Below are 21,925 nucleotides of genomic sequence, written 5' to 3' on the forward strand. Positions count from 1 at the left end.
GTCTTACTCGGCCTTTGGCGTTTCGCGCAAACGAATGTGCAATTCGCGCAATGCCTTCGCATCCACGACACCCGGCGCCTGCGTCATCACGTCGGCAGCACTCTGGGTTTTCGGGAAGGCGATCACTTCACGGATCGACTGGGCGCCGGTCATCAGCATCACCAGACGGTCCAGACCGAAGGCCAGACCACCGTGCGGCGGCGCGCCGTATTTCAGGGCGTCGAGCAGGAAGCCGAACTTCTCTTCCTGTTCCGCTTCGTTGATGCCCAGCAGACGGAACACCGCCTGTTGCATCTCTTTACGGTGGATACGGATCGAACCGCCGCCCAGCTCGGTGCCGTTCAGCACCATGTCGTAGGCACGGGACAGAGCGCCGGCCGGGTTGGCTTCCAGCTCTTCCGGCGAGCACTTCGGCGCGGTGAACGGGTGGTGCAGCGCCGAGAAGCTGCCGTCGTCGTTCTCTTCGAACATCGGGAAGTCGACGACCCACATCGGCGCCCATTCGCAGGTCAGCAGCTTCAGGTCGTGACCGAGCTTGATACGCAGCGCGCCCAGGGCTTCGCTGACGATCTTGGCCTTGTCGGCGCCGAAGAACACGATGTCACCGTCGACTGCGCCAACGCGATCGAGGATCACGTTCAGGTTGGCTTCCGGGATGTTTTTCACGATCGGCGATTGCAGACCGTCAACACCGGCAGCGCGCTCGTTGACCTTGATGTATGCCAGGCCCTTGGCACCGTAGATGCCGACGAACTTGGTGTAGTCGTCGATCTGCTTGCGCGGCATGCTCGCCCCGCCTGGTACGCGCAGTGCGGCGATACGGCATTTCGGATCGTTGGCAGGGCCGCTGAAGACCTTGAAATCAACTTCTTTCAGCTGATCGGCCACGTCGACCAGTTCCAGCGGGTTACGCAGGTCCGGTTTGTCGGAACCGTAACGGCGCATGGCTTCTTCGAAGGTCATGTGCGGGAATTCACCGAATTCCAGATCCAGCACTTCCTTGAACAGGTTACGGATCATGCCTTCGGTCAGGCCCATGATGTCTTTTTCGTCGAGGAAGCTGGTCTCGATGTCGATCTGAGTGAACTCAGGCTGACGGTCGGCACGCAGGTCTTCGTCGCGGAAGCACTTGGCGATCTGGTAATAGCGGTCGAAGCCGGCAACCATCAGCAGTTGCTTGAACAGCTGTGGCGATTGCGGCAGCGCGAAGAACGAACCGGCGTGGGTACGGCTCGGCACGAGGTAGTCGCGCGCGCCTTCCGGAGTGGCACGGGTCAGGATCGGCGTTTCGACATCGAGGAAGCCGTTCTCGTCCAGGTAGCGACGGATGCTGGTGGTCATGCGCGAACGCAGACGCAGCTTCTCGGCCATTTCCGGACGACGCAGGTCCAGGAAGCGATAGCGCAGACGGGTTTCTTCGCCGACGTCGGAGAACTCGTTCAGCGGGAACGGCGGGGTTTCCGACTCGTTCAGCACTTCGAGCTCGTAGCCCAGCACTTCGATCATGCCCGACGCCATGTTGGCGTTGGTGGCACCGGCCGGACGCAGACGCACCTTGCCGGTGATCTTCACGACGTATTCGCTGCGCACGCGATCGGCGGCGGCGAAGCTCTCGGCGCGATCCGGATCGAACACTACCTGGGCCAGACCGTCACGATCACGGATATCGAGGAAAATCACCCCGCCGTGGTCGCGACGACGGTGAACCCATCCGCAAAGGGTAATTTCCTGGCCTTCCAGGCTTTCGTTCAGTTGGCCGCAATAATGGCTGCGCATCATGGTAGTGGTTCGCTTCTCGTAATTCGAAATTCGGTGGAGATCCCGCTGCACTCAAGCACTGTGCAACTAGTGGAAACTCGCGCGTGTCGTTCGACCTGGGTTTGAACCCTAGTCAGATTTGTCGCCACCGGCCAGATTCTTCTTCGCGCCGGTCTTGAAATCGGTTTCGTACCAGCCGCTGCCGCTGAGGCGAAAGCCCGGCATCGACAGCTGCTTCTTGAGTTCCGGCGCCTGGCAGGCAGGACAATCGACCAGTGGTGCGTCGCTGATCTTTTGAATGGCTTCCAACTGATGACCACAGGAAGCACATTGGTAATCGTACATCGGCATGGGGTTGTCTCGGCAATCAGATTGCCAGCACGCGCAGGGCTGTGCGGCGAAAGAGCGGGATTATATCCATTAAATGCGGCCTGTGCAGCCGGAAGACTGCACAGGCCGTCTCGTCAGTGACATCCCGCGCCGTGCATCCCCGGAGAATCCCGTAGACCATGCACCACACACACCACCCGTATCAGACCGCTGAAGTTTTTCACCCCGCCATGGCGCAGGTGAACTTCACGATCGACACGGGACAACAGCGTGCCGACCGAACAGCAATTGTCCTCGGCCATCCGGCCCAGGATGTTCCAGTAAACCTGCTCCAGCCGCATGCAGGTCGCGAACCCGTTCAAGCGTACCGATCGGGACAACGGCCGGATCAGCTCCATGTCGAACCCGCCGAGAAACGGCTCCTCGAACTTGTCCTGCTGTAAAACGACAGCAATGTCGCCTCGCCTGTCTCCACCTTCCATATTGCTGACACTCCTTTGTCATTTCTGCGCCTGTGATCAAGGCGAAATCCTGAGATCTCATTAAAAGCGCAGGTGCAAAGGCAGATCCAGATGACTTTTTGACCATCCACGTAGGATAAGCCAACGCGATACGGAGGATCATGGAGCGGTGGGGTGTCTTCCTTGTTTCCTACCGTCGCGAGTGAAATTTCCGGGGGAACAAGAGAACAGCGCACGAACCATGGATGTCCATGCGCTTCCCTTCATCAAGCCTCGAGCAGTGCGCGCAACATCCACGCGGTTTTCTCGTGAACCTGCATGCGCTGGGTCAGCAGGTCGGCGGTTGGCTCATCGCTGACTTTATCCAGCAAAGGGAAAATCCCCCGCGCCGTGCGGGTGACTGCTTCCTGACCTTCGACCAGTTGTTTGATCATGTCCTCGGCACTCGGCACGCCCACCTCTTCTTTAATGGAGGAAAGACGTGCATAAGTCGCATAGGCGCCCGGCGCTGGGAAACCCAGCGCCCGGATGCGTTCGGCGATCGAGTCGACCGCCAGTGCCAGTTCGTTGTATTGCTCCTCGAACATCAGATGCAGGGTCCGGAACATCGGCCCGGTGACGTTCCAGTGGAAGTTGTGAGTCTTCAGATACAGCACGTATGTGTCGGACAGCAGGCGCGAGAGCCCTTCGACGATGGATTTGCGGTCTTCTTCACTGATACCGATATCGATTGCCATGCTTACCCCCTAACGGCGATTGAAATTCATCCAGCAGGTGTCGGTTCACTGTAGCAAGGCCACCCCCACCCCGCAGCCCCCGTATCGACCCGATAGAGGCGACAAATCGCCCCACGCGTTGCCGCTGGCCGGCGTGATTTGAGTAGCCGCAGGCTTTGCTGTTAAATAGGCAGTGTGTCGCTACGCCCCGTTTTCCGGGCCTGCGCATAGGCTGATGCCGTGCACGTGTCCAACGCCTCTTATTGTTCCGAAGCGAACCGTGCGCCTTCAGCTCTTCCTTGTGAGCCGTCATAACGTGAGTCAATAAAAATGTTGAAAATCGTCCACCTGCTAATGGGCGCAGCAGCCTTGCTGCTGTCCTTCATACCCAGCCTGAAGTCCGAAGCGGTACCTTACCTGCAACAACCCGATGCACTTTACCTGGCCTTTTTCGGCCTGCTGAACCTGATCCTTGCACCAGTTATCCCTTACTGGAACAAAGGTCCGCGCCAGCATCTGCAAAATCTGGTCAGCGCCCTGCTGGTCCTGACCGTTGTCCTGCAAACACTGACCCTGATCGCGCCGATGCCTGTCATCGCCGGCCAGCCAGCCGTGCTGTTCAGCCTGGTGATCGCACTGGTCGCCGTGGTTCTGCACCTGGCCGTCAGCTTCTACAAATCCTCCCCGGCCGCCGCCGCGCAAAGCTACGACATGAGCAACCGCGATACCGGCACCGTCAAGTGGTTCAATACCTCCAAGGGCTTCGGCTTTATCTCCCGGGATTCCGGCGATGATATTTTCGTGCACTTTCGCGCCATCCGTGGCGAAGGCCACCGCGTTCTGGTCGAAGGCCAGCGCGTGGAGTTCTCGGTGATGAACCGTGACAAGGGCCTGCAGGCCGAGGACGTGATCGCCGCCCTGCCGCGTCGCTGATCCAAGTCTCCCGCAATAAAAAAACCGCGAACAGCCAGGCTGTTCGCGGTTTTTTAATGAATGCGTTTTTAACGGGAGCACGCCCGCGCACTTCTCAATAGTGTGGCGGCGGTGCGTCTTCTTCGAAAGAACCGAACTGGCCCACCATCTCTTCCTGGCGCTTGAGTACCGCTGCCATCTGCAATTGCAGACGCTCGACCACTCGCTGCTGCTCCACCAGCACATCGTTCAATGCCTGAATGGTGTCGTCCTGAAACGCCAGGCGACTTTCCAGCTCGGTAACACGTTGTTCGAGGCTCATCACTCAGCCCTCCAGAAAGGTGAAATCTTCGTCCAGCACCAGACGCAGGCGCTCGCGGATCGCGGCCACTTGCTCGGCACTGTAAGGCCTGGCGGGATGTTTGCCCCAGACCGGTGCCGGCCAGGCGGCGTCGTCCCGTTTACGCACGATCACATGCATATGCAGCTGGCTGACCACATTACCCAGGGTCGCCACATTCATCTTGTCGGCGTCGAAGGAGTCCTTGAGTACCTCGGCCAGGGTGGTGGTTTCCTGCCACAGGCGCTGCTGGTCGGCGACATCCAACTGAAACAACTCGCTGATATCGTCGCGGCGAGGCACCAGGATGAACCACGGGTAGTTGGCGTCGTTGGACAACAGCAGTCGACAAAGCGGGAAATCGCCGATGGTCAGCGTGTCCTGTTGAAGTCGTGGATCTAAAGCAAACACTGCGCGCACTCCCGGCGAAATAACCTGTTTTCAGCTTAGCGCCCCGCTGTGAATGCGCTGCGCCAAGCGACTGGACGGCAGCATACCTGCGATTGGAGTGACCTTCACGGCGAACAGCGTTGCCACAAGAATTCCTCCACGCCCCGGGATGTGACATTTATGCCTCGCGTGCACCAGAACGGAACCGGGAATGCGAATAAACCGAGCAAAATGACCGGCGCACACCTAAGCGTTTACGTTCATCCAGCGACCCAACTGTATGAATTCAGTACAGCCTTTGAATTTTTTTGCACCAAAACCGCACAGTGCGTCTACGCTCAGTGCGTCGGGCATCCGCCGAATACTCACCGACGGGGTGAACCGGTAACGTTTTTGGTTGTCGCGCTGCGACTTTCAGGGAGCAACACCATGCGAAGGATGGCGTCAAGCCAGTTTGAAAGGCCCTCGAAGCCCCCGGTTTTATGAGGTTTTTACAGCGTCAGACGCGCACCTTGAAAAAAACCGGAGCAATTCAGCGGTTTGTGCACGCTTGTTGCATTCATACCCATATGGACTATAAGCGCACCACAAGAAGTGGATGCCTTGAGCCCCATAAAAACAGTGGCAGGGTTGCCCGATGGAGATTCAAGCGTTTTGCCAAGGGACTCTTTTTTACCGATGCTCAAGCCCTGTAAAACAGCGCTGAAGTTGTCAGTCCCATTGCATTTGGACTGTAAATTTGCGACATCTACCAAGCCGTTTGCGACACGCTCGTAAAGAAGCTGAAAGGTTGGATTCGCAAGTATCGCCAACATGGTCGGCGTGATATAAGTTTGCGCCGACACAAAAAGAAAGAGCCGCCCAGATAATAAAACAGGTGGGACGGCAGTACTCTTCTAAAACCAAAGGAGCAAATCACGATGCGCGTGATGAAGTGGAGCATGATCGCACTGGCAGTTGCAGCAGCAGCCAGTACTCAGATGGCTACGGCCGCACCGTTCGTAAGTGACCAGGCTGAAGCCAAAGGCTTTGTTGAAGACGCGAAAGCTGATTTGCTGATTCGCAACTATTACTTCAACCGTGACAACAAAGACCGTGCCGCGGACGTGAAAGACTGGACCCAAGGTATCTGGGGCAACTTCAGTTCCGGTTACACCCAAGGCACTGTTGGTGTCGGCGTTGATGCATTCGGTTACCTGGCCATTAAACTGGACGGCGGTGATGGCACCAGCGGTTCGGGCAACATGAGCCGTAGCGACACCCGCAACGCCAATGGTAGCCGCGACGTAAACGACAGCCAGGGTAAAGCCGGCGCTGCTGTTAAATTCCGCGTCTCCAAAACCGAGCTGAAATTCGGCGAAATGAGCCCGAGCACCTCTCCAGTGTTCGCTATTGGCGGTTCCCGTATCCTTCCTCAAGTGGCAACCGGCTTCCAACTGCAGAGCAGCGAAGTCAAAGACCTTGATCTCGAAGCCGGTCACTTCTACTCGGCTTCCAGCCAGGACAAAAACGATAGCCGCGGCGATCTGTATGCAACCTACGCGAATGGTGGCAGTGGTGTTGCAGCCAAGTCGATCGACTATTTCGGTGGCAAGTACGGCATCACCGAAAATCTTTCCGCATCGTTGTATGGCTCCAAGCTGGAAGACATTTGGAACCAGTACTACGCCAACGTGAACCTCACCACCCCGTTCGGTGGTGACACGTCGCTGAACACCGACTTTAACATCTACCGCACCACCGATACCGGTAAAGCGAACGCGGGCGACATCAGCAACACAACGTTCTCGCTGGCTACTGCTCTCTCGTTCCTGAAAGCACACACCATCACCCTGGCCTTCCAAAAGGTTAACGGCGATACCCCGTTCGACTACATCGGTGTGGGCAAGAACAACCGCGGCGGCGACTCGATTTTCCTCGCAAACTCCATCCAGTACTCCGACTTCAACGCTCCTAACGAGAAATCTGCCCAGATCCGTTATGACTTGAAAATGGCCGAGTACGGCGTTCCAGGTCTGAGCTTCATGACCCGTTACGTGAAAGGCTGGGACATAGACGGTACCAAAACTCCAGCAAACAGCACTTACGCCGGTATGTACGGTGAAGACGGCAAGCACAACGAAACCAACTTCGAAGCCAAGTACGTTGTTCAGTCTGGCCCGGCCAAAGACCTGTCCTTCCGTCTTCGTCAAGCCTGGCACTTCGCTAACGCCGACGAAGGTGAAGGCGACGTGAAAGAGTTCCGTCTGATCGTCGACTACCCGCTGTCGCTTTTGTAATCGCACCGAGTTAGTTGCGGTAACAAAACAAAAAGGCCCATCTTCGGATGGGCCTTTTTTATTGCCTGTCACTTGTAATAGATGCCTGACCGATAAGTCAGGCAATTAATTAGCAACCTATCATTACACTGCCGATTCCTGAACCACGCGAATCACTCGTTGCGGAAAAGGAATATCAATGCCTGCAGTTTTTAAACGATCACGGGACTGTTCGTTAAACATGAACATCACATCCCAGTAATCCGCCGTTTTAACCCACACACGCAAAGAAACAGTGATCGAACTGTCACCCAGTGTCGAAATAACGGCCTGAGGTGCCGGATCCTGCAGAACACGATCATCCTTGGCCAGATCCAGCAGCACCTGACGAGCCTTTTGCAGATCGGCTTCGTAATCCACACCTACGTCGAACACCACCTTGCGGGTTGGCTGACGGTTGGTATTGGTGATGATGCCGTTCGACAGGTTGCCGTTCGGGACGATGATGGTCTTGTTGTCACCGGTGCGCAGCACGGTGTGGAAGATCTGGATGCTGTCGACAGTACCCGCCACACCCTGGGCTTCGATCCAGTCACCGATGCGGAACGGACGGAACAGCAGAATCAGCACGCCGCCGGCGAAGTTCGCCAGGCTGCCCTGCAACGCCAGACCGATGGCTAGGCCGGCCGCACCGATCGCCGCGACGAACGAGGTGGTCTCGACGCCGATCATCGATGCCACGCTGACAATCAGCAGTACCTTGAGAATGATGTTGGCCAGGCTGCTGATGAAACCTTGCAGGGCCAGGTCGGCATTGCGCAGGGCCAGCAGGCCGCCGAGCTTTTGCGTGACCTTGTTGATCAGCCACCAGCCGATGGCCAGGGTAATCACCGCCAGCAACACACGGCTGCCGTATTCCATGATCATCGGAATCCACGCCTGGGACGCCTTGACCAGGTTGTCCACCTCAGCATTCAAATCCATCTTTTATCTCCTGATTGCCGGCTTCCCGGGCTGTAAAAAAACAGCGGCAGAAAGACCGGGCCGTAAAGGGCTCAATCGTTTCTGCCGTTGCTTGGGCCTCGGACGCTTTAAACGCCGAGAGGTTCCCGACCGAAAAGCTTAGTCGCGGAAGTTGTTGAACTGCAGTGGCATGCCGAATTCCTTGGCACGCAGGGCCGCGATGGCTTCCTGCAGGTCGTCACGCTTCTTGCCGGTCACACGCACCTGCTCGCCCTGAATGGCGGCCTGTACCTTGAGCTTGGCTTCCTTGATGTGGCCGACGATCTTCTTCGCCAGTTCCTTGTCGATGCCTTCCTTGAGGACGGCGTCCTGCTTCATCAGCTTGCCCGAGGCGAAGGAATCTTTGACTTCAAGGCACTGCACGTCGATCTTGCGCTTGACCAGGGCCAGCTTGAGGATCTCGATCATCGCTTCCAGCTGGAAATCGGCTTCAGCGGTCAGGTGGACGGTCAGGTCCTTTTCCTTGAATTCAAAGCTGCCCTTGCCTTTCAGGTCATAACGACGATCGAGTTCCTTCACGGCGTTCTCGACCGCGTTGGTGAGTTCGTGTTTGTCCAGTTCGGATACCACGTCGAACGACGGCATGTAATCTCTCCAATAAAAAGGCGCGCTCGTACGGGACGCGGCGCGCTTGGCTTGCGGTTAAAATCGGGCTCATTATAACGGGTCTTTTCCCACCGACACGGCGAGCCTTGCATGCCTGTACCTTACCGAGTGAAAAACTGATGTCCACCCCCTGGCATGTCCTCGGCGCCGGAAGTCTGGGCACGCTCTGGGCCACACGTCTGGCCCGGGCCGGATTGCCGGTCCGGCTGATCCTGCGCGACCTCGACCGCCTGCACGACTATGCAACGGCGGGCGGCCTGACCCTCGTCGAACAGGGCGTGGCCAGCCATTACGCGATCCCCGGCGAAACCCCGGACAGTCCCGGCCCCATCCGTCGCCTGCTGGTGGCCTGCAAAGCCTACGACGCCGAAGCGGCCGTGGCCGGGCTTGCCCATCGCCTGGCACCGGACGCCGAACTGATTCTTTTGCAGAACGGCCTCGGCAGCCAGGAAGCAGTCGCCGCGCGAGTCCCGCAGGCCCGCTGCATCAGCGCCTCCAGCACCGAAGGCGCGTTTCGCGACGGCGACTGGCGCGTGGTATTCGCCGGCCACGGCTACACCTGGCTCGGCGACGCCGGTCATCCTGTCGCGCCGATCTGGCTGGACGATCTTGAGGCGGCAAAAATCCCCCATGAATGGAGCGCCGACATCCTCACCCGCCTGTGGCGCAAACTGGCGCTCAACTGTGCGATCAATCCGCTGACGGTGCTGCACGACTCCCGCAACGGCGGCTTGCAGCAACATCACTGCGAAGTCGCCACGCTGTGCGGCGAACTGACCGAGCTGCTCGAACGCTGCGGGCAACCGGCGGCGGCGGACAACCTGCAACAGGAAGTGGAGCGGGTGATCCAGGCCACGGCGGCGAATTTCTCGTCCATGTATCAGGACGTGGCCAGCAAACGCCGCACCGAGATCAGCTATTTGCTTGGGCATGCCTGCAAGGTTGCAGAGCGTCATCAGTTGAACCTGCCGCATCTCAAGCAGTTGCAGCAGCGCCTGACTGCCCATCTGCACAGTCTCGGATTGCCCGTCGACTGAGCAGCGGCTACGCTGGCCACTTGTTCCTTTGCTGCGATAAACCTGATGCCATTGCGCCAGCGTCTTGAAAACCTGCCGGTCGGCCAGAAACTGCTGGCCGCCCTGCTGGTGCTGTTGACCACCGTATTGCTGGTCGCCAACCTGACCTTTATCAGCGCCGCCTATTACATTTCCCAGGAAAGCATGGCGCCCCAGGCGTTGCAGACCATCGGCCGGCTGGTGTCCAACCCGAGTCTGGTGGCCGAAGCCTTGCAGTCGCCGCAAAGCGCCGAGCGCCTGCTCAAGGAGCTCGACAGCTATTCCCCGCTGCGTGCCGCCGCTTTATATGACGGCAAAGGCGAACGTCTGGCGCAACTGCAACACGGCGACAAACTCAAACTGCCGGAACGCTACCGGCACATCGAAGCCTGGCAACTGACCGAGTTTCGCAGCAACCAACTCATCACCCTGCCCCGCCCCGGCACTGCACCGGGCCACCTGCTGTTGGTGGCCAGCAGCGAACTGCCAGTCGCGTTCTACACCGGCACGCTCACGGCCAGTCTGGGGATCCTGATTTTCAGTGTGCTGCTGTGGCTGGTCATCGCCCGGCAGATCAAGCGTCTGATCACCCGGCCGATCCATCAGCTGGAAGAACTGTCCCGCCAGGTGACCCGCGAGGAGAACTACGCCCTGCGCGCCTCCCGGGGCAACCATGACGAAATCGGCAGCCTCGCCGAAGCATTTAACACCATGCTTTCGCGCATCGAGGCCCGGGAGCAGCAACTCAAGCGCGCCCGCGACGACTCGCAAGCCGCCTACGATCAGGCCCAGGGGCTGGCCGAAGAAACCCGCCACACCAACCGCAAGCTGGAACTGGAAGTCCAGGTGCGCAGCAAGATCGAGAAGAAACTCACCGGGTTCCAGAACTACCTCAACAGCATCATCGACTCCATGCCCTCGGCGCTGATCGCCCTCGACGAACAGCTCTACGTGACGCAGTGGAACCAGGAGGCCAGCGCCCTTTCCGGTACACGGCTCGACGAAGCGCTGAACCAGCCGATCTTCCTCGCCTTCGAGCCGCTCAAGCCGTTTCTGCCGCAACTCAAGCAGACCGTCGAACAACACACGGTGGCGAAAATCGAGCGGGTGACGTGGTTCAAGGACGACGAGCCCAAGCACTACGCCCTCACCTTCTACCCATTGATGGGCGGCGCCGGGCGCGGCGTGGTGATCCGGATCGACGACATTACCCAGCGCCTGTCGCTGGAAGAAATGATGGTGCAGTCGGAGAAAATGCTGTCCGTGGGTGGCCTTGCCGCCGGCATGGCTCACGAGATCAACAACCCGCTGGGGGCGATCCTGCACAACGTGCAGAACATCCGCCGACGCCTGTCACCAGACCTGCCGAAGAACCTCGAACAGGCCGAACAACTGGGCATCGAACTCGATACCGTGAACCGTTATCTGCAAGGTCGGGAAGTCCCGCAACTGCTTGACGGCATCCAGCAGGCCGGCGCCCGGGCGGCGAAGATCGTCACCCACATGCTCAGTTTCAGTCGCCGCAGCAACCGCCAGATGGCACCGTGCGACCTGCCGGCGCTGATCGATCAAGCGGTGGAAATCGCCGGTAACGACTTTGACCTGGCCATCGGCTTCGACTTCAAGGGTCAGGCGATCATTCGCCAGTTCGACCCGGCGCTGGGCCCGGTGCCCGGCACCGCCAACGAACTCGAACAGGTGCTGCTCAACCTGTTGAAGAACGCCGCGCAGGCGATCCACCAGCGCGAAGATGACAGCGAGCCGGGGCGAATCACCTTGCGCACCCGGCTCAATCCGCCCTGGGCCGAGATTCAGGTCGAGGACAACGGCATCGGCATGAGCGAGAACGTGCGCAAGCGCACCTTCGAGCCATTCTTCACCACCAAGGAAATCGGCCAGGGTACGGGCCTCGGCCTGTCGGTGTCGTACTTCATCATCACCAACAACCACAAAGGGCAGATGGAAGTGCAGTCGGCGCCGGGGCAAGGCACCTGCTTCACCCTGCGCCTGCCACTGGCGCAACCGGCGCCCATCGCCGCCGAAACCAGTCAACTACCGAGGTAAACCATGGGCTTTCGCTTGTCGAAGATCTACACCCGCACCGGCGACAAGGGCGAAACCGGACTCGGCGACGGCCGCCGGGTGCCCAAGGATCACCCGCGCATCGAGGCCATTGGCGAGGTCGATACGCTGAACAGTCAGGTCGGCGTGCTGCTGGCCGGATTGATCGCCGAGCGCGAAACCTGCCCCGGGCTGAATGAGCTGATCGATGTGTTGGCGCCCTGCCAGCACCGGTTGTTCGATCTCGGTGGCGAGCTGGCGATGCCGGAATATCAGGCGTTGAACGCAGCAGAAATCGAACGGCTGGAAGCCGCGATCGATCTGTGGAACGAGGAATTGGGGCCGCTGGAGAACTTCATTCTGCCGGGCGGCTCGATACTGATTGCCCAGGCCCATGTCTGTCGCAGCCTGGCGCGCAGTGCCGAGCGGCGTTGCCAGCATTTGAATGCGATAGAGCCGTTGGCCGGGGTTGGCGTGGCGTACATCAATCGCTTGTCTGATCTGTTGTTTGTGGCGGCCAGGCTGATCGCCCGGCGCCAGGGTGTTGCCGAGATTCTGTGGCAACCGGCGGCGAAACTTTCAGATCAGTAGCGACTGTCAGGACGCCTTCGTCGGAACGCCGCCCGGAGCAAGCCCGCTCCCACAGTTGATCGAGTTCTTCCTGTTGGAATGCACTCAACTGTGGGAGCGGGCTTGCTCGCGAAGGGGACGTCAGCCTCAATACAAAATCAGGCCTGTGGCCAGAACGCCCGAATCCCCGCCACACCCTGAGCCCCGGCATTCCACGCTTTCTCGCGCTCCGCCGGGCCGACTCCGCCCAACAGAAACACCGGTTTGCTGAAGCCTTCGATCAGCGTCGAAGCCTGCTCCCAGCCCAACGGCTGTGCATCCGGGTGAGTCAGGGTCGGCTGCACCGGCGACAGGGTGACGAAATCCACGCCCATCTGCTCGGCCAGCGCCAGTTCTTCAGCGTTGTGGCAGGACGCCGCCAACCAGCGCTCCGCCGGCAGCGGACGCCCCGCGGCCGCGTACTTGCGCAACTGCGCCGAAGTGATGTGCCAGCCCGCGGCCGGGAAATCGCCCAGCCACTCGAACGGGCCCTTGATCATCAACTGCGCCTTGCCGGCGCACAATCCGACCGCGTCTACCGCAAGGTCGCGGTATTTCGGGTCATAACCATTGGGCGCACGCAGCTGGATCAGCTTGATGCCACCGGCGATTGCCTTCTGGATGCCGCGCAGCAAGGCCGGGGTTTCCAGGTCTTCCGGGGTGATCAGGTATTCGGCGGGCAGACGCGCGGCCGCGACGATCGGCTGGTTGGCCGCCGGGAATTCGTAATCCGTCAGCTCCTTGGCCGAAACCCAGGCCAATGGCTGGCCTTCGGCACCATGGGGTTCGCCGGTAAAGCTCGAGACTTCCCAGACATCCAGCAACACCTGTTTGTCCGGGTAATCGTGGCGCACCTTGATCAGCGGCCGCGCGGCGCCGACGACAATGCCCAACTCTTCGTGCAGCTCGCGGGCCAATGCTGTTTGCACCGACTCATCGGCTTCGACCTTGCCACCGGGAAATTCCCAGAGGCCGCCCTGATGCTGGGTATCGGCACGCCGGGCGATCAGAATCTTGCCGCTGCCGTCACGAATGACGGCGGCGGCGACGTGTACACGTTTCACGACTGCAATTCCTCCAGTCCTGCCTTTTGCCAGGCCTTGAAGGCCGGCCACTGGTAGACGGTTTCAACATAGGCTTCATCATCGGCCGACAACTTCACCTGATAGGTGCGCAGGCGCACGGCAATCGGTGCGAAGAACGCATCGGCCAGCGACACCCGACCAAACAGGTAAGGCCCAGGCTCGGTCGCGACGGCGCGGCATTCGGCCCACAGCGCGAGCATGCGCTCGACATCGACCTTCACTTCCGGCGGCACCGGGTTGAGCGGCGCGTCGTGGCTCAGGTTGAACGGCATGTGGTTGCGCATGGCGAAGAAGCCGCTGTGCATCTGCGCGCAGGCGGATCGCGCCTGGGCTCGGGCGAAGATATCGGTCGGCCAGAGTTGTTCGGAAGGAAACTGCTCGGCCAGGTATTCGGCAATCGCCAGAGAATCGGCGACGGTGCCACGGGCGGTTTTCAGCAGCGGCACCTTGGCGGTCGGCGAGTGCGCCAGCAGCCGCTCGCGGGTGTCGGGCTTGCCGAGTTTGACCAGTTCTTCGGTGTAGGGCGCGCCGGTCAGTTCAAGCGCCAGTGCCGCGCGCAGGGACCAGGAGGAAAGCAGTTTGTCGCCGATGATCAGGTGAAGGCTCATGTTCGGGTCCTTTCATGGGACAGAAGAAAAGGAGGTCCGCAGACCTCCCTCTTCGGCAGGGATCAGGTGCGGTATTCGGCGTTGATCTTCACGTACTCGTGGGACAGATCGGTGGTCCAGATGGTTTCGCTGCAATCGCCGCGACCCAATTCGATACGGATGGTGATTTCTTCCTGCTGCATCACCGCCGAGCCCTGGGCTTCGGTGTAGGTCGCGGCGCGGGCGCCACGGCTGGCGATGCACACGTCACCGAGAAACACGTCGATCTTGCTCACGTCCAGATCCGGCACGCCGGCACGGCCGACGGCGGCGAGGATGCGGCCCCAGTTCGGGTCGGAGGCGAACAGTGCAGTCTTGATCAGCGGCGAGTGGGCCACGGTGTAGCCGACGTCCAGGCATTCCTGGTGATTGCCGCCGCCGTTGACTTCAACGGTCACGAACTTGGTCGCGCCTTCGCCGTCACGCACGATGGCCTGGGCCACGTCCATGCACACCTCGAACACGGCCTGTTTCAGCTTGGCGAACAGCTCGCCTTCGGCACGGGTGATTTCCGGCAGCGCAGCCTTGCCGGTGGCGATCAGCATGCAGCAGTCGTTGGTCGAGGTGTCGCCGTCGATGGTGATGCGGTTGAACGACTTGTTGGCACCGTCCAGCATCAGGTTTTGCAACACGTCGCGGGAGACTTTGGCGTCGGTGGCGATGTAACCGAGCATGGTCGCCATGTTCGGACGGATCATGCCCGCGCCTTTGCTGATGCCGGTGACGGTGATGGTCACGCCGTCATGCTGGAACTGGCGGCTGGCGCCTTTTGGCAGCGTGTCGGTGGTCATGATGCCGGTGGCGGCCGCTTCCCAGTTGTTTTCCGACAGATCGTCCAGCGCGGCCTGCAAGGCGCCTTCGATCTTCTCGACCGGCAGCGGCTCGCCGATCACGCCGGTGGAGTAAGGCAGGATCTGGCTGGCATCGACGCTGGTCAGTTCAGCCAGTTTGGCGGTGGTGCGCTCGGCAGCAGCCAGGCCTGGCTCGCCGGTGCCGGCGTTGGCATTACCGGTGTTGGTCAACAGGTAGCGCACCGGGTTCTGCACGCGTTTCTTGGCCAGGATCACCGGCGCTGCACAGAAAGCGTTCAACGTGAACACGCCCGCCACGGTGGAGCCTTCGGCGCAACGCATCACGACGACATCCTTGCGCCCCGGGCGCTTGATGCCGGCCGAAGCGATACCGAGTTCAAAACCGGCAACCGGGTGCAACGTTGGCAAAGGACCAAGACCAACAGCCATGAATGCGCTCCTTACTCAATGATGTCAGCACCGCCAAGCGTAGTGACGGTGGTGTAAATGGCAAAACGCCGCGACGGCTGGTGCCGGTCGCGGCGCGGGTATTTCAGCAATTGAAACGGGTTTTACTGGATCTGCCCGTGGCAATGCTTGAATTTCTTGCCCGAACCGCAGTAGCACAGTTCGTTGCGGCCCAGCTTCTGCTCGTTGCGCACCGGGGCGGTGGCGAGGGCCACATCGACCTCTTCACCGACCAGTTCCGGTTGCGCTTCCAGGCCAGGAGCCTCGGCGTGTTCGAACTGCATGCGGGCGGCCAGTGCTTCGGCTTCCTGACGCAGGCGTTGTTCTTCTTCGGCCGGATCTTCGCGGCGAACCTGAACGTGCGACAGCACACGGATCGAGTCGCGCTTGATCGAATCCAGCAGCTCGGAGAACAGCGTGAAGGACTCGCGCTTGTATTCCTGCTTCGGGTTCTTCTGCGCATAACCACGCAGGTGGATGCCGTGACGCAGGTGATCCATGGTCGACAGGTGGTCTTTCCACAGGTCGTCCAGAACGCGCAGCACGATCTGCTTCTCGAACGAACGCAGGGCTTCGGCGCCCGCCTGGTCTTCTTTTTCGTTGTACGCGGCGATCAGCTCGTTCATCAGCTTCTCGCGCAGGGTTTCTTCGTACAGGTGATCGTCTTCGTCGAGCCATTGCTGGATCGGCAGCTTCACGCCGAAATCGCTGGCGATCGACGCTTCCAGACCGGCCACGTCCCACTGCTCTGGCAGCGATTGCGGCGGAATGTGCGCGCTGACGGTGGCGTTCAGGACGTCCTGACGGAAATCAGCGATGGTTTCGCCGATGTTGTCCGCGGCCAGCAACGTGTTACGCATGTGATAGATCACTTTACGCTGTTCGTTGTTGACGTCGTCGAACTCGAGCAGTTGCTTGCGGATGTCGAAGTTGCGGCCTTCAACCTTGCGCTGCGCCTTCTCGATGGCGTTGGTCACCATACGGTGCTCGATGGCCTCGCCAGGCTGCATCCCCAGGGCTTTCATGAAGTTCTTCACCCGGTCAGAGGCGAAGATGCGCATCAGGCTGTCTTCCAGCGACAGGTAGAAGCGGCTGGAACCGGCATCGCCCTGACGGCCGGCACGGCCACGCAGCTGGTTATCGATACGACGGGATTCGTGACGCTCGGACGCGATCACCTGCAGACCGCCGGACTCCAGCACTTGCTGGTGACGCTTCTGCCAGTCGGCCTTGATCTGGGCGATCTGCTCAGGGGTCGGGTTTTCCAGCGACGCGACTTCAACTTCCCAGTTGCCGCCCAAAAGGATGTCGGTACCACGACCGGCCATGTTGGTAGCGATGGTCAGGGCGCCCGGACGACCGGCCTGCGCGATGATTTCAGCTTCTTTTTCGTGGAACTTGGCGTTCAGAACCTTGTGTTCGATGCCTTCCTTCACGAGCAATGCGGACATGTGCTCGGAGGTTTCGATGGTCGCAGTACCCACCAGTACCGGACGACCGGCAGCCATGCTTTCCTTGATGTCGTTGACGATCGCCGCATATTTCTCTTCGGCGGTCAGGAACACCAGGTCGTTGTAGTCCTTACGGGCCAACGGTTTGTTCGGCGGAATGACCATAACGTCCAGACCATAGATCTGGTGGAATTCGAATGCTTCGGTATCAGCGGTACCGGTCATGCCGGACAGCTTGGTGTATAGACGGAAGTAGTTCTGGAACGTGGTCGATGCCAGAGTCTGGCTTTCGGCCTGGATATTCAGGTTTTCCTTGGCTTCGATGGCCTGGTGCAAGCCTTCGGACAGACGACGACCCGGCATGGTGCGACCGGTGTGCTCGTCGACCAGCACGACCTGGCCGTCTTGCACGATGTATTCGACATTGCGGTTGAACAGCTTGTGCGCACGCAGGCCGGCGTAAACGTGAGTCAGCAGACCCAGATTATGCGCCGAGTACAGGCTCTCGCCTTCAGCCAGCAGGCCAACACTGGCGAGTTGCTCTTCGATGAACTGGTGACCGGCTTCGTTGAGTTCGACCTGACGGGTCTTCTCGTCGACGGTGAAATGGCCTTCCTGGGTGACTTCGCCTTCGACTTCTTCGACGTGCAGCTTGAGTTTCGGGATCAGCTTGTTGATCTCGATGTACAGCTTGGAGCTGTCCTCGGCCTGACCGGAAATGATCAGCGGGGTACGCGCTTCGTCAATGAGGATGGAGTCGACTTCGTCGATCACGGCAAAGTTGAGTTCGCGCTGGAATTTCTCTTCCATGCTGAACGCCATGTTGTCGCGCAGGTAGTCGAACCCGAATTCGTTGTTGGTGCCGTAGGTGATGTCGGCGGCGTAGGCGGCGCGCTTCTCTTCCGGCGGCTGGAACGGCGTCACGATGCCGACGCTCAGACCGAGGAATTCATACAGCGGACGCATCCAGTTGGCGTCGCGGCGGGCCAGGTAATCGTTCACGGTCACAACGTGCACGCCCTTGCCGGACAGCGCGTTGAGGTAAACGCCCAGAGTACCCACCAGCGTCTTGCCCTCACCGGTGCGCATTTCGGCGATCTTGCCTTCGTGCAGGGTCATGCCACCGATCAGCTGGACGTCAAAGTGGCGCATGCCCATGACACGCTTGCCGGCTTCACGGGCGACCGCGAAGGCTTCGGGCAACAGCTTGTCGAGGGTCTCCCCCTTGGCAATGCGGTCCTTGAACTCTGCGGTCTTGGCGCGCAGTTGATCGTCCGAGAGGGCGACCATCTTCTCTTCGAAGGCATTGACGAGCTGCACCGTCTTGAGCATGCGTTTGATTTCACGCTCGTTCTTGCTTCCAAAAAGTTTCTTTAACAAAGGCGCAAACATATCGGCAGGATCTTCCACACTAAAGGGATGGAGGGCGGCCCCGTGAGTCGCCCGTGCAGCCCTCATGGCCGCATGCGAACGAGCATTCTACCCGGAAACGGTGGTGAGGAAAGTGGGGATATTCCACGATGCTGGCACTGCGCTTTGACGGGGCTCACTTAAAATAGGGGCGTTTTGCTCAACTTCAAGCCGTACAGCGAAGAAGTTAGTCGTTGATTTAATGGGCAAAGCAGGGACAAAAGCAATGGGCGAGTGAAATGGCTGCCATCTGCTACCATGGCGCCTCTGTCACTTCAGGTCCTAGATCATGGCATTTCGCCCTCTCACAGCCAGAGCGCCCGCCGTTCTGCTACGCGAAGCCAGACCGCTGAAAGCCATCCTCGGTCATGCCCAGCGCCTGGCCCATCTGCAACGTCTGCTCGAAAGCCAGCTGCAACCTGCCGCCCGTGAACACTGCCACGTAGCCAAGTGGCGCGAAGGCGAACTGTTGCTGATCGTCACCGACGGCCATTGGGCCACGCGCCTGCGCTATCAACAGAAGCGCCTGCAACGGCAACTGCAGATGTTCGACGAGTTCGCCAATCTGACGCGAATCAAGTTCGCCGTACGGCCACCGACCATCCAGCGCGAAGCGAGCGGGCCGACGATCGACCTGTCAACGGATGCGGCGGCGACCATCCAGGCCACCGCCGACGGGATCAGCGATCCGAATCTGCGAGCGGCACTGGAACGACTGGCCGCCCACGCCAAACCCAAAACCTGAGCCTTGTTGATCAGCGGCGTTTGCTGCCGCCGAGCAATGAACCCATCAGACCGCGCACCAACTGTTTACCCAGCGAATTCGCTGCTTGGCGCATCGCCGACTTGAGCGCCTGTCCCGCCGCCGTGCCGAGGAATTCTCCGGCCTTGTCCGCCAGACTCGGCTCTTCAGCGGCCGGTTTGCCCGGCGCCGCTTCAGCCTCGGGTGCCAGCCCCTTGCGCCCCATCAGGATTTCATAGGCCGACTCGCGATCGATCGGCTTGTCATAACGGCCCTTGAACGGCGAACCGGCAATCAGCACCGTGCGCTCGGTCTCGGTCAACGGCCCGATCCGCGATTGCGGCGGCGCTACCAGCACTCGCTGGACCATTTCCGGCGTGCCCTTCTCCTGCAAGGTGCCGACCAGAGCCTCGCCAATCCCGAGTTCGGTGAGCACCGACAAGGTGTCGAACGCCGGATTCGGCCGGAAGCCGTCCGCCACCGCCCGCAGGGATTTCTGTTCCTTGGCGGTGAACGCGCGCAGGCCGTGCTGGATCCGCAGTCCCAGTTGCGCCAGCACATCGTCCGGCAGATCGCCCGGCGACTGAGTGACGAAATACACACCCACACCTTTGGAACGGATCAGCCGCACCACTTGCTCCAAGCGTTCCTGCAACGCCTTGGGCGTGTCGCCGAAAAGCAAATGCGCCTCATCGAAAAACAGCGCCAGCAGCGGTTTGTCGGCATCGCCGCGCTCCGGCAGTTGCTCGAACAGCTCGGCCAGCAGCCACAAAAGGAAGGTCGCGTAGACCTTCGGCGCCTCATGCACCAGACGACTGGCGTCCAGCAAATGAATGCGTCCGCGACCATCGGCGGTCGGTTGCAGAATGTCTTCCAGTTGCAGCGCCGGTTCGCCGAACAACGCCTCGGCGCCCTGCTGCTCCAGCGTGGCCAGACGCCGCAACAGCGCCTGGCTGGAGCCGGTGGTGAACAGCGCGGCTTCTTCGCCCAACAGCTGCGGATTGTCCTTGAGGTGATTGAGCAGCGCCTTCAGGTCCTTGAGATCCAGCAGCAACAGGCCTTCGCGATCCGCCACCTTGAAAGCGGCGTACAGCGCCGACTGCTGGCTGTCGGTCAGTTCCAGTAAGGCGCCGATCAGCAGCGGGCCCATTTCACTCAACGTAGTGCGCAACGGATGACCGGACTGACCGTGAATGTCCCACAAGGTCACGGGATACGCCTGAGGCGTGTGCTTGAGCCACGGCATGCCGGCGATGCGCTCGGCAATCTTGCCCTGAGGGTTGCCGGCAGCACCGAGGCCGCACAGGTCGCCCTTGACGTCGGCGGCGAACACCGCGACCCCGGCGTCGCTGAACGCCTCGGCCAGACGCTGCAGGGTGACGGTTTTGCCGGTACCGGTTGCGCCGGCCACCAGTCCGTGACGGTTGGCCAGGCGCATGGCCTGGGCGATCGGTTGCCCGGCGAGGTCAGCGCCGATTACAAGTTGCGAAGATTCAGGCATTTGGTCACCCAATGGTTAATCTTTGATCGAGCATGGCCGATAGCTAAAGGTGACAGATGCGACTGACATCCGCATCGGAGATTTCCCTAAGGAGAAGCGGAAATACCTGCTTGTACCCATCAAGCCCACCTGGCGAGTATCTATAGAAGCACGCCCTGAATAATAAGACCTTAGCGGAACCCCAAGCCATGAACAAAAATCTGCGTTTCAGCCATAAAATCCTGCTTGCCGCCGCCCTCATCGTCATTGCCGCCTTCGCCTCGTTCACGCTGTACAACGACTGGTTGCAACGCAATGCGATCCGCGAGGACCTGGACAATTACCTCAACGAGATGGGCGAGGTCACAGCCGACAATATCCAGACCTGGCTCAGCGGGCGCATCCTGCTGATCGAGAACGCGGCCCAGAACATCGCCATCAACCCCGATCCTGCCGCCGTCGCCAGCCTGCTGGAACAGAAAGCCCTGACGTCGACCTTCATGGCGTCTTACCTCGGCGATGCTACCGGGCACTTCACCATCCGCCCGGATGCGAAGATGCCGGACGGTTTCGATCCACGTGTTCGTCCTTGGTATAAAGGTGCGGAAAGCAGCAGCACCTCGACCCTGACCGAACCGTACATCGACGCCGCCACCGGCCAGACCATCATTTCCATCGCCACCGCCGCGAAAAAGGCCGGTCAGAGCGTGGGCGTGGTGGGCGGCGACCTGAGCCTGCAAACCCTGATCAACACCCTCAGCGCCCGGGACTTCTCCGGCATGGGCTACGCGTTCCTGGTCAGCGCCGACGGCAAGATCCTGGTGCACCCGGACAAGGCCCTGGTGATGAAGTCACTGAAGGAAGCCTATCCGCAGGACACCCCGCGCATCAGCAGTGACTTCAGTGAAGTCACCGTCGACGGCAAGACCCGCATCGTCAACTTCACCCCGATCAAGGGCCTGCCGTCGGTGAACTGGTACATCGGTCTGTCGGTGGACAAAGACAAAGCCTTCTCGATGCTCAGCGAATTCCGCGCTTCGGCCGTGATCGCGACCGTGATTGCGGTGGCGATCATCATTGCCCTGCTCGGCATGCTGATCCGTATCCTGATCCAGCCGCTGCACGTGATGACTCGTGCCATGGAAGACATCGCCGACGGCGAAGGCGACCTGACCAAACGTCTGACCATTCAGAATCAGGACGAATTCGGCGTGCTCGGCACCGCGTTCAACCGTTTCGTCGAGCGTATTCACGGCTCGATTCGCGAAGTGTCATCGGCCACCGGCCAGGTCAACGAAGTCGCCCTGCGGGTGGTCGCGGCCTCGAACTCGT

The 21,925-nt window shown here is 60.1% G+C and carries 20 protein-coding genes and 1 pseudogene; 7 read left to right on the plus strand and 14 right to left on the minus strand.

Annotation, left to right across the window (positions count from 1 at the left end):
- Window positions 1–3 precede the first annotated feature (3 nt).
- The 4 genes from aspS to AC07XZ_RS08805 all read right to left on the minus strand — a co-directional run bounded on the left by aspS (window position 4) and on the right by AC07XZ_RS08805 (window position 3,286).
- On the minus strand, window positions 4–1,779 hold the full coding sequence (aspS, locus tag AC07XZ_RS08790) for an aspartate--tRNA ligase (RefSeq protein WP_007951209.1): 1,776 nt from the start codon (window positions 1,777–1,779) through the stop codon (window positions 4–6).
- Between the two features lie 108 nt (window positions 1,780–1,887).
- Window positions 1,888–2,109, minus strand: a complete 222-nt coding sequence (locus AC07XZ_RS08795) for an FmdB family zinc ribbon protein (protein WP_007951210.1) — start codon at window positions 2,107–2,109, stop codon at window positions 1,888–1,890.
- 113 nt (window positions 2,110–2,222) lie between these two features.
- Window positions 2,223–2,570 (minus strand): ribbon-helix-helix domain-containing protein, encoded by a 348-nt coding sequence (locus AC07XZ_RS08800; RefSeq protein WP_085745205.1) that lies wholly within the window; start codon window positions 2,568–2,570, stop codon window positions 2,223–2,225.
- Window positions 2,571–2,815: 245 nt separating this feature from the next.
- Window positions 2,816–3,286 (minus strand): Dps family protein, encoded by a 471-nt coding sequence (locus AC07XZ_RS08805; protein ID WP_039766007.1) that lies wholly within the window; start codon window positions 3,284–3,286, stop codon window positions 2,816–2,818.
- A 309-nt stretch (window positions 3,287–3,595) separates the two neighbouring features.
- On the opposite strand from AC07XZ_RS08805, the gene AC07XZ_RS08810 reads away from it, so the two are divergent.
- Window positions 3,596–4,198 (plus strand): cold-shock protein, encoded by a 603-nt coding sequence (locus AC07XZ_RS08810; RefSeq protein WP_007951213.1) that lies wholly within the window; start codon window positions 3,596–3,598, stop codon window positions 4,196–4,198.
- Between the two features lie 94 nt (window positions 4,199–4,292).
- On the opposite strand, the gene AC07XZ_RS08815 is transcribed toward AC07XZ_RS08810, so the two are convergent.
- The 3 genes from AC07XZ_RS08815 to AC07XZ_RS08825 form a co-directional block, all read right to left on the minus strand.
- Window positions 4,293–4,499 carry a SlyX family protein gene (locus AC07XZ_RS08815; RefSeq protein ID WP_007951214.1) on the minus strand — a complete coding sequence of 69 codons (207 nt, stop codon included), beginning with the start codon at window positions 4,497–4,499 and terminating at the stop codon, window positions 4,293–4,295.
- A 3-nt stretch (window positions 4,500–4,502) separates the two neighbouring features.
- The gene (locus tag AC07XZ_RS08820) at window positions 4,503–4,928 is read right to left on the minus strand and encodes an HIT family protein (protein WP_085745206.1); all 426 of its coding nucleotides are present in this window, start codon (window positions 4,926–4,928) and stop codon (window positions 4,503–4,505) included.
- Between the two features lie 470 nt (window positions 4,929–5,398).
- Window positions 5,399–5,752 (minus strand): hypothetical protein, encoded by a 354-nt coding sequence (locus tag AC07XZ_RS08825; protein WP_134020340.1) that lies wholly within the window; start codon window positions 5,750–5,752, stop codon window positions 5,399–5,401.
- 75 nt (window positions 5,753–5,827) lie between these two features.
- Here AC07XZ_RS08825 and AC07XZ_RS08830 point away from each other — a divergent pair, with 75 nt between their 5' ends.
- On the plus strand, window positions 5,828–7,186 hold the full coding sequence (locus tag AC07XZ_RS08830) for an OprD family porin (protein WP_102687251.1): 1,359 nt from the start codon (window positions 5,828–5,830) through the stop codon (window positions 7,184–7,186).
- 123 nt (window positions 7,187–7,309) lie between these two features.
- Here AC07XZ_RS08830 and AC07XZ_RS08835 read toward each other — a convergent pair whose 3' ends face one another.
- Window positions 7,310–8,149 (minus strand): mechanosensitive ion channel family protein, encoded by an 840-nt coding sequence (locus tag AC07XZ_RS08835; protein WP_007951217.1) that lies wholly within the window; start codon window positions 8,147–8,149, stop codon window positions 7,310–7,312.
- Between the two features lie 138 nt (window positions 8,150–8,287).
- Window positions 8,288–8,773, minus strand: a complete 486-nt coding sequence (locus tag AC07XZ_RS08840; RefSeq protein ID WP_007951218.1) for a YajQ family cyclic di-GMP-binding protein — start codon at window positions 8,771–8,773, stop codon at window positions 8,288–8,290.
- Between the two features lie 140 nt (window positions 8,774–8,913).
- Here AC07XZ_RS08840 and AC07XZ_RS08845 point away from each other — a divergent pair, with 140 nt between their 5' ends.
- The 3 genes from AC07XZ_RS08845 to AC07XZ_RS08855 are packed head-to-tail and all read left to right on the plus strand — an operon-like array spanning window position 8,914 to window position 12,501.
- The gene (locus AC07XZ_RS08845; RefSeq protein ID WP_102687250.1) at window positions 8,914–9,831 is read left to right on the plus strand and encodes a putative 2-dehydropantoate 2-reductase; all 918 of its coding nucleotides are present in this window, start codon (window positions 8,914–8,916) and stop codon (window positions 9,829–9,831) included.
- 45 nt (window positions 9,832–9,876) lie between these two features.
- A complete protein-coding gene (locus AC07XZ_RS08850; RefSeq protein WP_102687249.1) occupies window positions 9,877–11,913 on the plus strand; it encodes a sensor histidine kinase in 2,037 nt (678 codons plus the stop codon).
- Between the two features lie 3 nt (window positions 11,914–11,916).
- Window positions 11,917–12,501, plus strand: a complete 585-nt coding sequence (locus AC07XZ_RS08855; protein WP_102687248.1) for a cob(I)yrinic acid a,c-diamide adenosyltransferase — start codon at window positions 11,917–11,919, stop codon at window positions 12,499–12,501.
- Window positions 12,502–12,638: 137 nt separating this feature from the next.
- Here AC07XZ_RS08855 and AC07XZ_RS08860 read toward each other — a convergent pair whose 3' ends face one another.
- The 4 genes from AC07XZ_RS08860 to secA all read right to left on the minus strand — a co-directional run bounded on the left by AC07XZ_RS08860 (window position 12,639) and on the right by secA (window position 18,353).
- The gene (locus AC07XZ_RS08860; RefSeq protein WP_085745211.1) at window positions 12,639–13,583 is read right to left on the minus strand and encodes a Nudix family hydrolase; all 945 of its coding nucleotides are present in this window, start codon (window positions 13,581–13,583) and stop codon (window positions 12,639–12,641) included.
- Window positions 13,580–14,212, minus strand: a complete 633-nt coding sequence (locus tag AC07XZ_RS08865) for a glutathione S-transferase family protein (protein ID WP_102687247.1) — start codon at window positions 14,210–14,212, stop codon at window positions 13,580–13,582. The genes AC07XZ_RS08860 and AC07XZ_RS08865 overlap by 4 nt, the downstream gene beginning before the upstream one ends.
- Before the next feature lie 62 nt (window positions 14,213–14,274).
- The gene (argJ, locus tag AC07XZ_RS08870; RefSeq protein ID WP_102687246.1) at window positions 14,275–15,492 is read right to left on the minus strand and encodes a bifunctional glutamate N-acetyltransferase/amino-acid acetyltransferase ArgJ; all 1,218 of its coding nucleotides are present in this window, start codon (window positions 15,490–15,492) and stop codon (window positions 14,275–14,277) included.
- 122 nt (window positions 15,493–15,614) lie between these two features.
- Window positions 15,615–18,353, minus strand: coding sequence for a preprotein translocase subunit SecA (gene secA / locus AC07XZ_RS08875; RefSeq protein WP_085745213.1), 2,739 nt, complete (start codon window positions 18,351–18,353; stop codon window positions 15,615–15,617).
- A gap of 307 nt (window positions 18,354–18,660) precedes the next feature.
- On the opposite strand from secA, the gene AC07XZ_RS08880 reads away from it, so the two are divergent.
- Entirely contained in the window at window positions 18,661–19,116 is a 456-nt protein-coding gene (locus AC07XZ_RS08880) for a DUF721 domain-containing protein (protein WP_007951226.1), read from the plus strand.
- Window positions 19,117–19,126: 10 nt separating this feature from the next.
- On the opposite strand, the gene AC07XZ_RS08885 is transcribed toward AC07XZ_RS08880, so the two are convergent.
- Window positions 19,127–20,614, minus strand: a complete 1,488-nt coding sequence (locus tag AC07XZ_RS08885; RefSeq protein ID WP_102687303.1) for a helicase HerA-like domain-containing protein — start codon at window positions 20,612–20,614, stop codon at window positions 19,127–19,129.
- Between the two features lie 188 nt (window positions 20,615–20,802).
- On the opposite strand from AC07XZ_RS08885, the pseudogene AC07XZ_RS08890 reads away from it, so the two are divergent.
- A pseudogene (locus AC07XZ_RS08890) lies at window positions 20,803–21,834 on the plus strand (HAMP domain-containing protein); the annotation flags it as partial.
- Window positions 21,835–21,925 lie beyond the last annotated feature (91 nt).

The sequence above is a fragment of the Pseudomonas sp. GW458-11-26-14-LB4 genome (assembly GCF_059423925.1).

Excerpts from the sequence above, each read along its gene's own strand:
- aspS (WP_007951209.1), bottom strand. The coding sequence starts at position 1,779 with ATGATGCGCAGCCATTATTGCGGCCAACTGAACGAAAGCCTGGAAGGC.
- AC07XZ_RS08795 (WP_007951210.1), bottom strand. The coding sequence starts at position 2,109 with ATGCCGATGTACGATTACCAATGTGCTTCCTGTGGTCATCAGTTGGAA.
- AC07XZ_RS08800 (WP_085745205.1), bottom strand. The coding sequence starts at position 2,570 with ATGGAAGGTGGAGACAGGCGAGGCGACATTGCTGTCGTTTTACAGCAG.
- AC07XZ_RS08805 (WP_039766007.1), bottom strand. The coding sequence starts at position 3,286 with ATGGCAATCGATATCGGTATCAGTGAAGAAGACCGCAAATCCATCGTC.
- AC07XZ_RS08810 (WP_007951213.1), top strand. The coding sequence starts at position 3,596 with ATGTTGAAAATCGTCCACCTGCTAATGGGCGCAGCAGCCTTGCTGCTG.
- AC07XZ_RS08815 (WP_007951214.1), bottom strand. The coding sequence starts at position 4,499 with ATGAGCCTCGAACAACGTGTTACCGAGCTGGAAAGTCGCCTGGCGTTT.
- AC07XZ_RS08830 (WP_102687251.1), top strand. The coding sequence starts at position 5,828 with ATGCGCGTGATGAAGTGGAGCATGATCGCACTGGCAGTTGCAGCAGCA.
- AC07XZ_RS08835 (WP_007951217.1), bottom strand. The coding sequence starts at position 8,149 with ATGGATTTGAATGCTGAGGTGGACAACCTGGTCAAGGCGTCCCAGGCG.
- AC07XZ_RS08840 (WP_007951218.1), bottom strand. The coding sequence starts at position 8,773 with ATGCCGTCGTTCGACGTGGTATCCGAACTGGACAAACACGAACTCACC.
- AC07XZ_RS08845 (WP_102687250.1), top strand. The coding sequence starts at position 8,914 with ATGTCCACCCCCTGGCATGTCCTCGGCGCCGGAAGTCTGGGCACGCTC.
- AC07XZ_RS08850 (WP_102687249.1), top strand. The coding sequence starts at position 9,877 with ATGCCATTGCGCCAGCGTCTTGAAAACCTGCCGGTCGGCCAGAAACTG.
- AC07XZ_RS08855 (WP_102687248.1), top strand. The coding sequence starts at position 11,917 with ATGGGCTTTCGCTTGTCGAAGATCTACACCCGCACCGGCGACAAGGGC.
- AC07XZ_RS08865 (WP_102687247.1), bottom strand. The coding sequence starts at position 14,212 with ATGAGCCTTCACCTGATCATCGGCGACAAACTGCTTTCCTCCTGGTCC.
- argJ (WP_102687246.1), bottom strand. The coding sequence starts at position 15,492 with ATGGCTGTTGGTCTTGGTCCTTTGCCAACGTTGCACCCGGTTGCCGGT.
- secA (WP_085745213.1), bottom strand. The coding sequence starts at position 18,353 with ATGTTTGCGCCTTTGTTAAAGAAACTTTTTGGAAGCAAGAACGAGCGT.
- AC07XZ_RS08880 (WP_007951226.1), top strand. The coding sequence starts at position 18,661 with ATGGCATTTCGCCCTCTCACAGCCAGAGCGCCCGCCGTTCTGCTACGC.
- AC07XZ_RS08885 (WP_102687303.1), bottom strand. The coding sequence starts at position 20,614 with ATGCCTGAATCTTCGCAACTTGTAATCGGCGCTGACCTCGCCGGGCAA.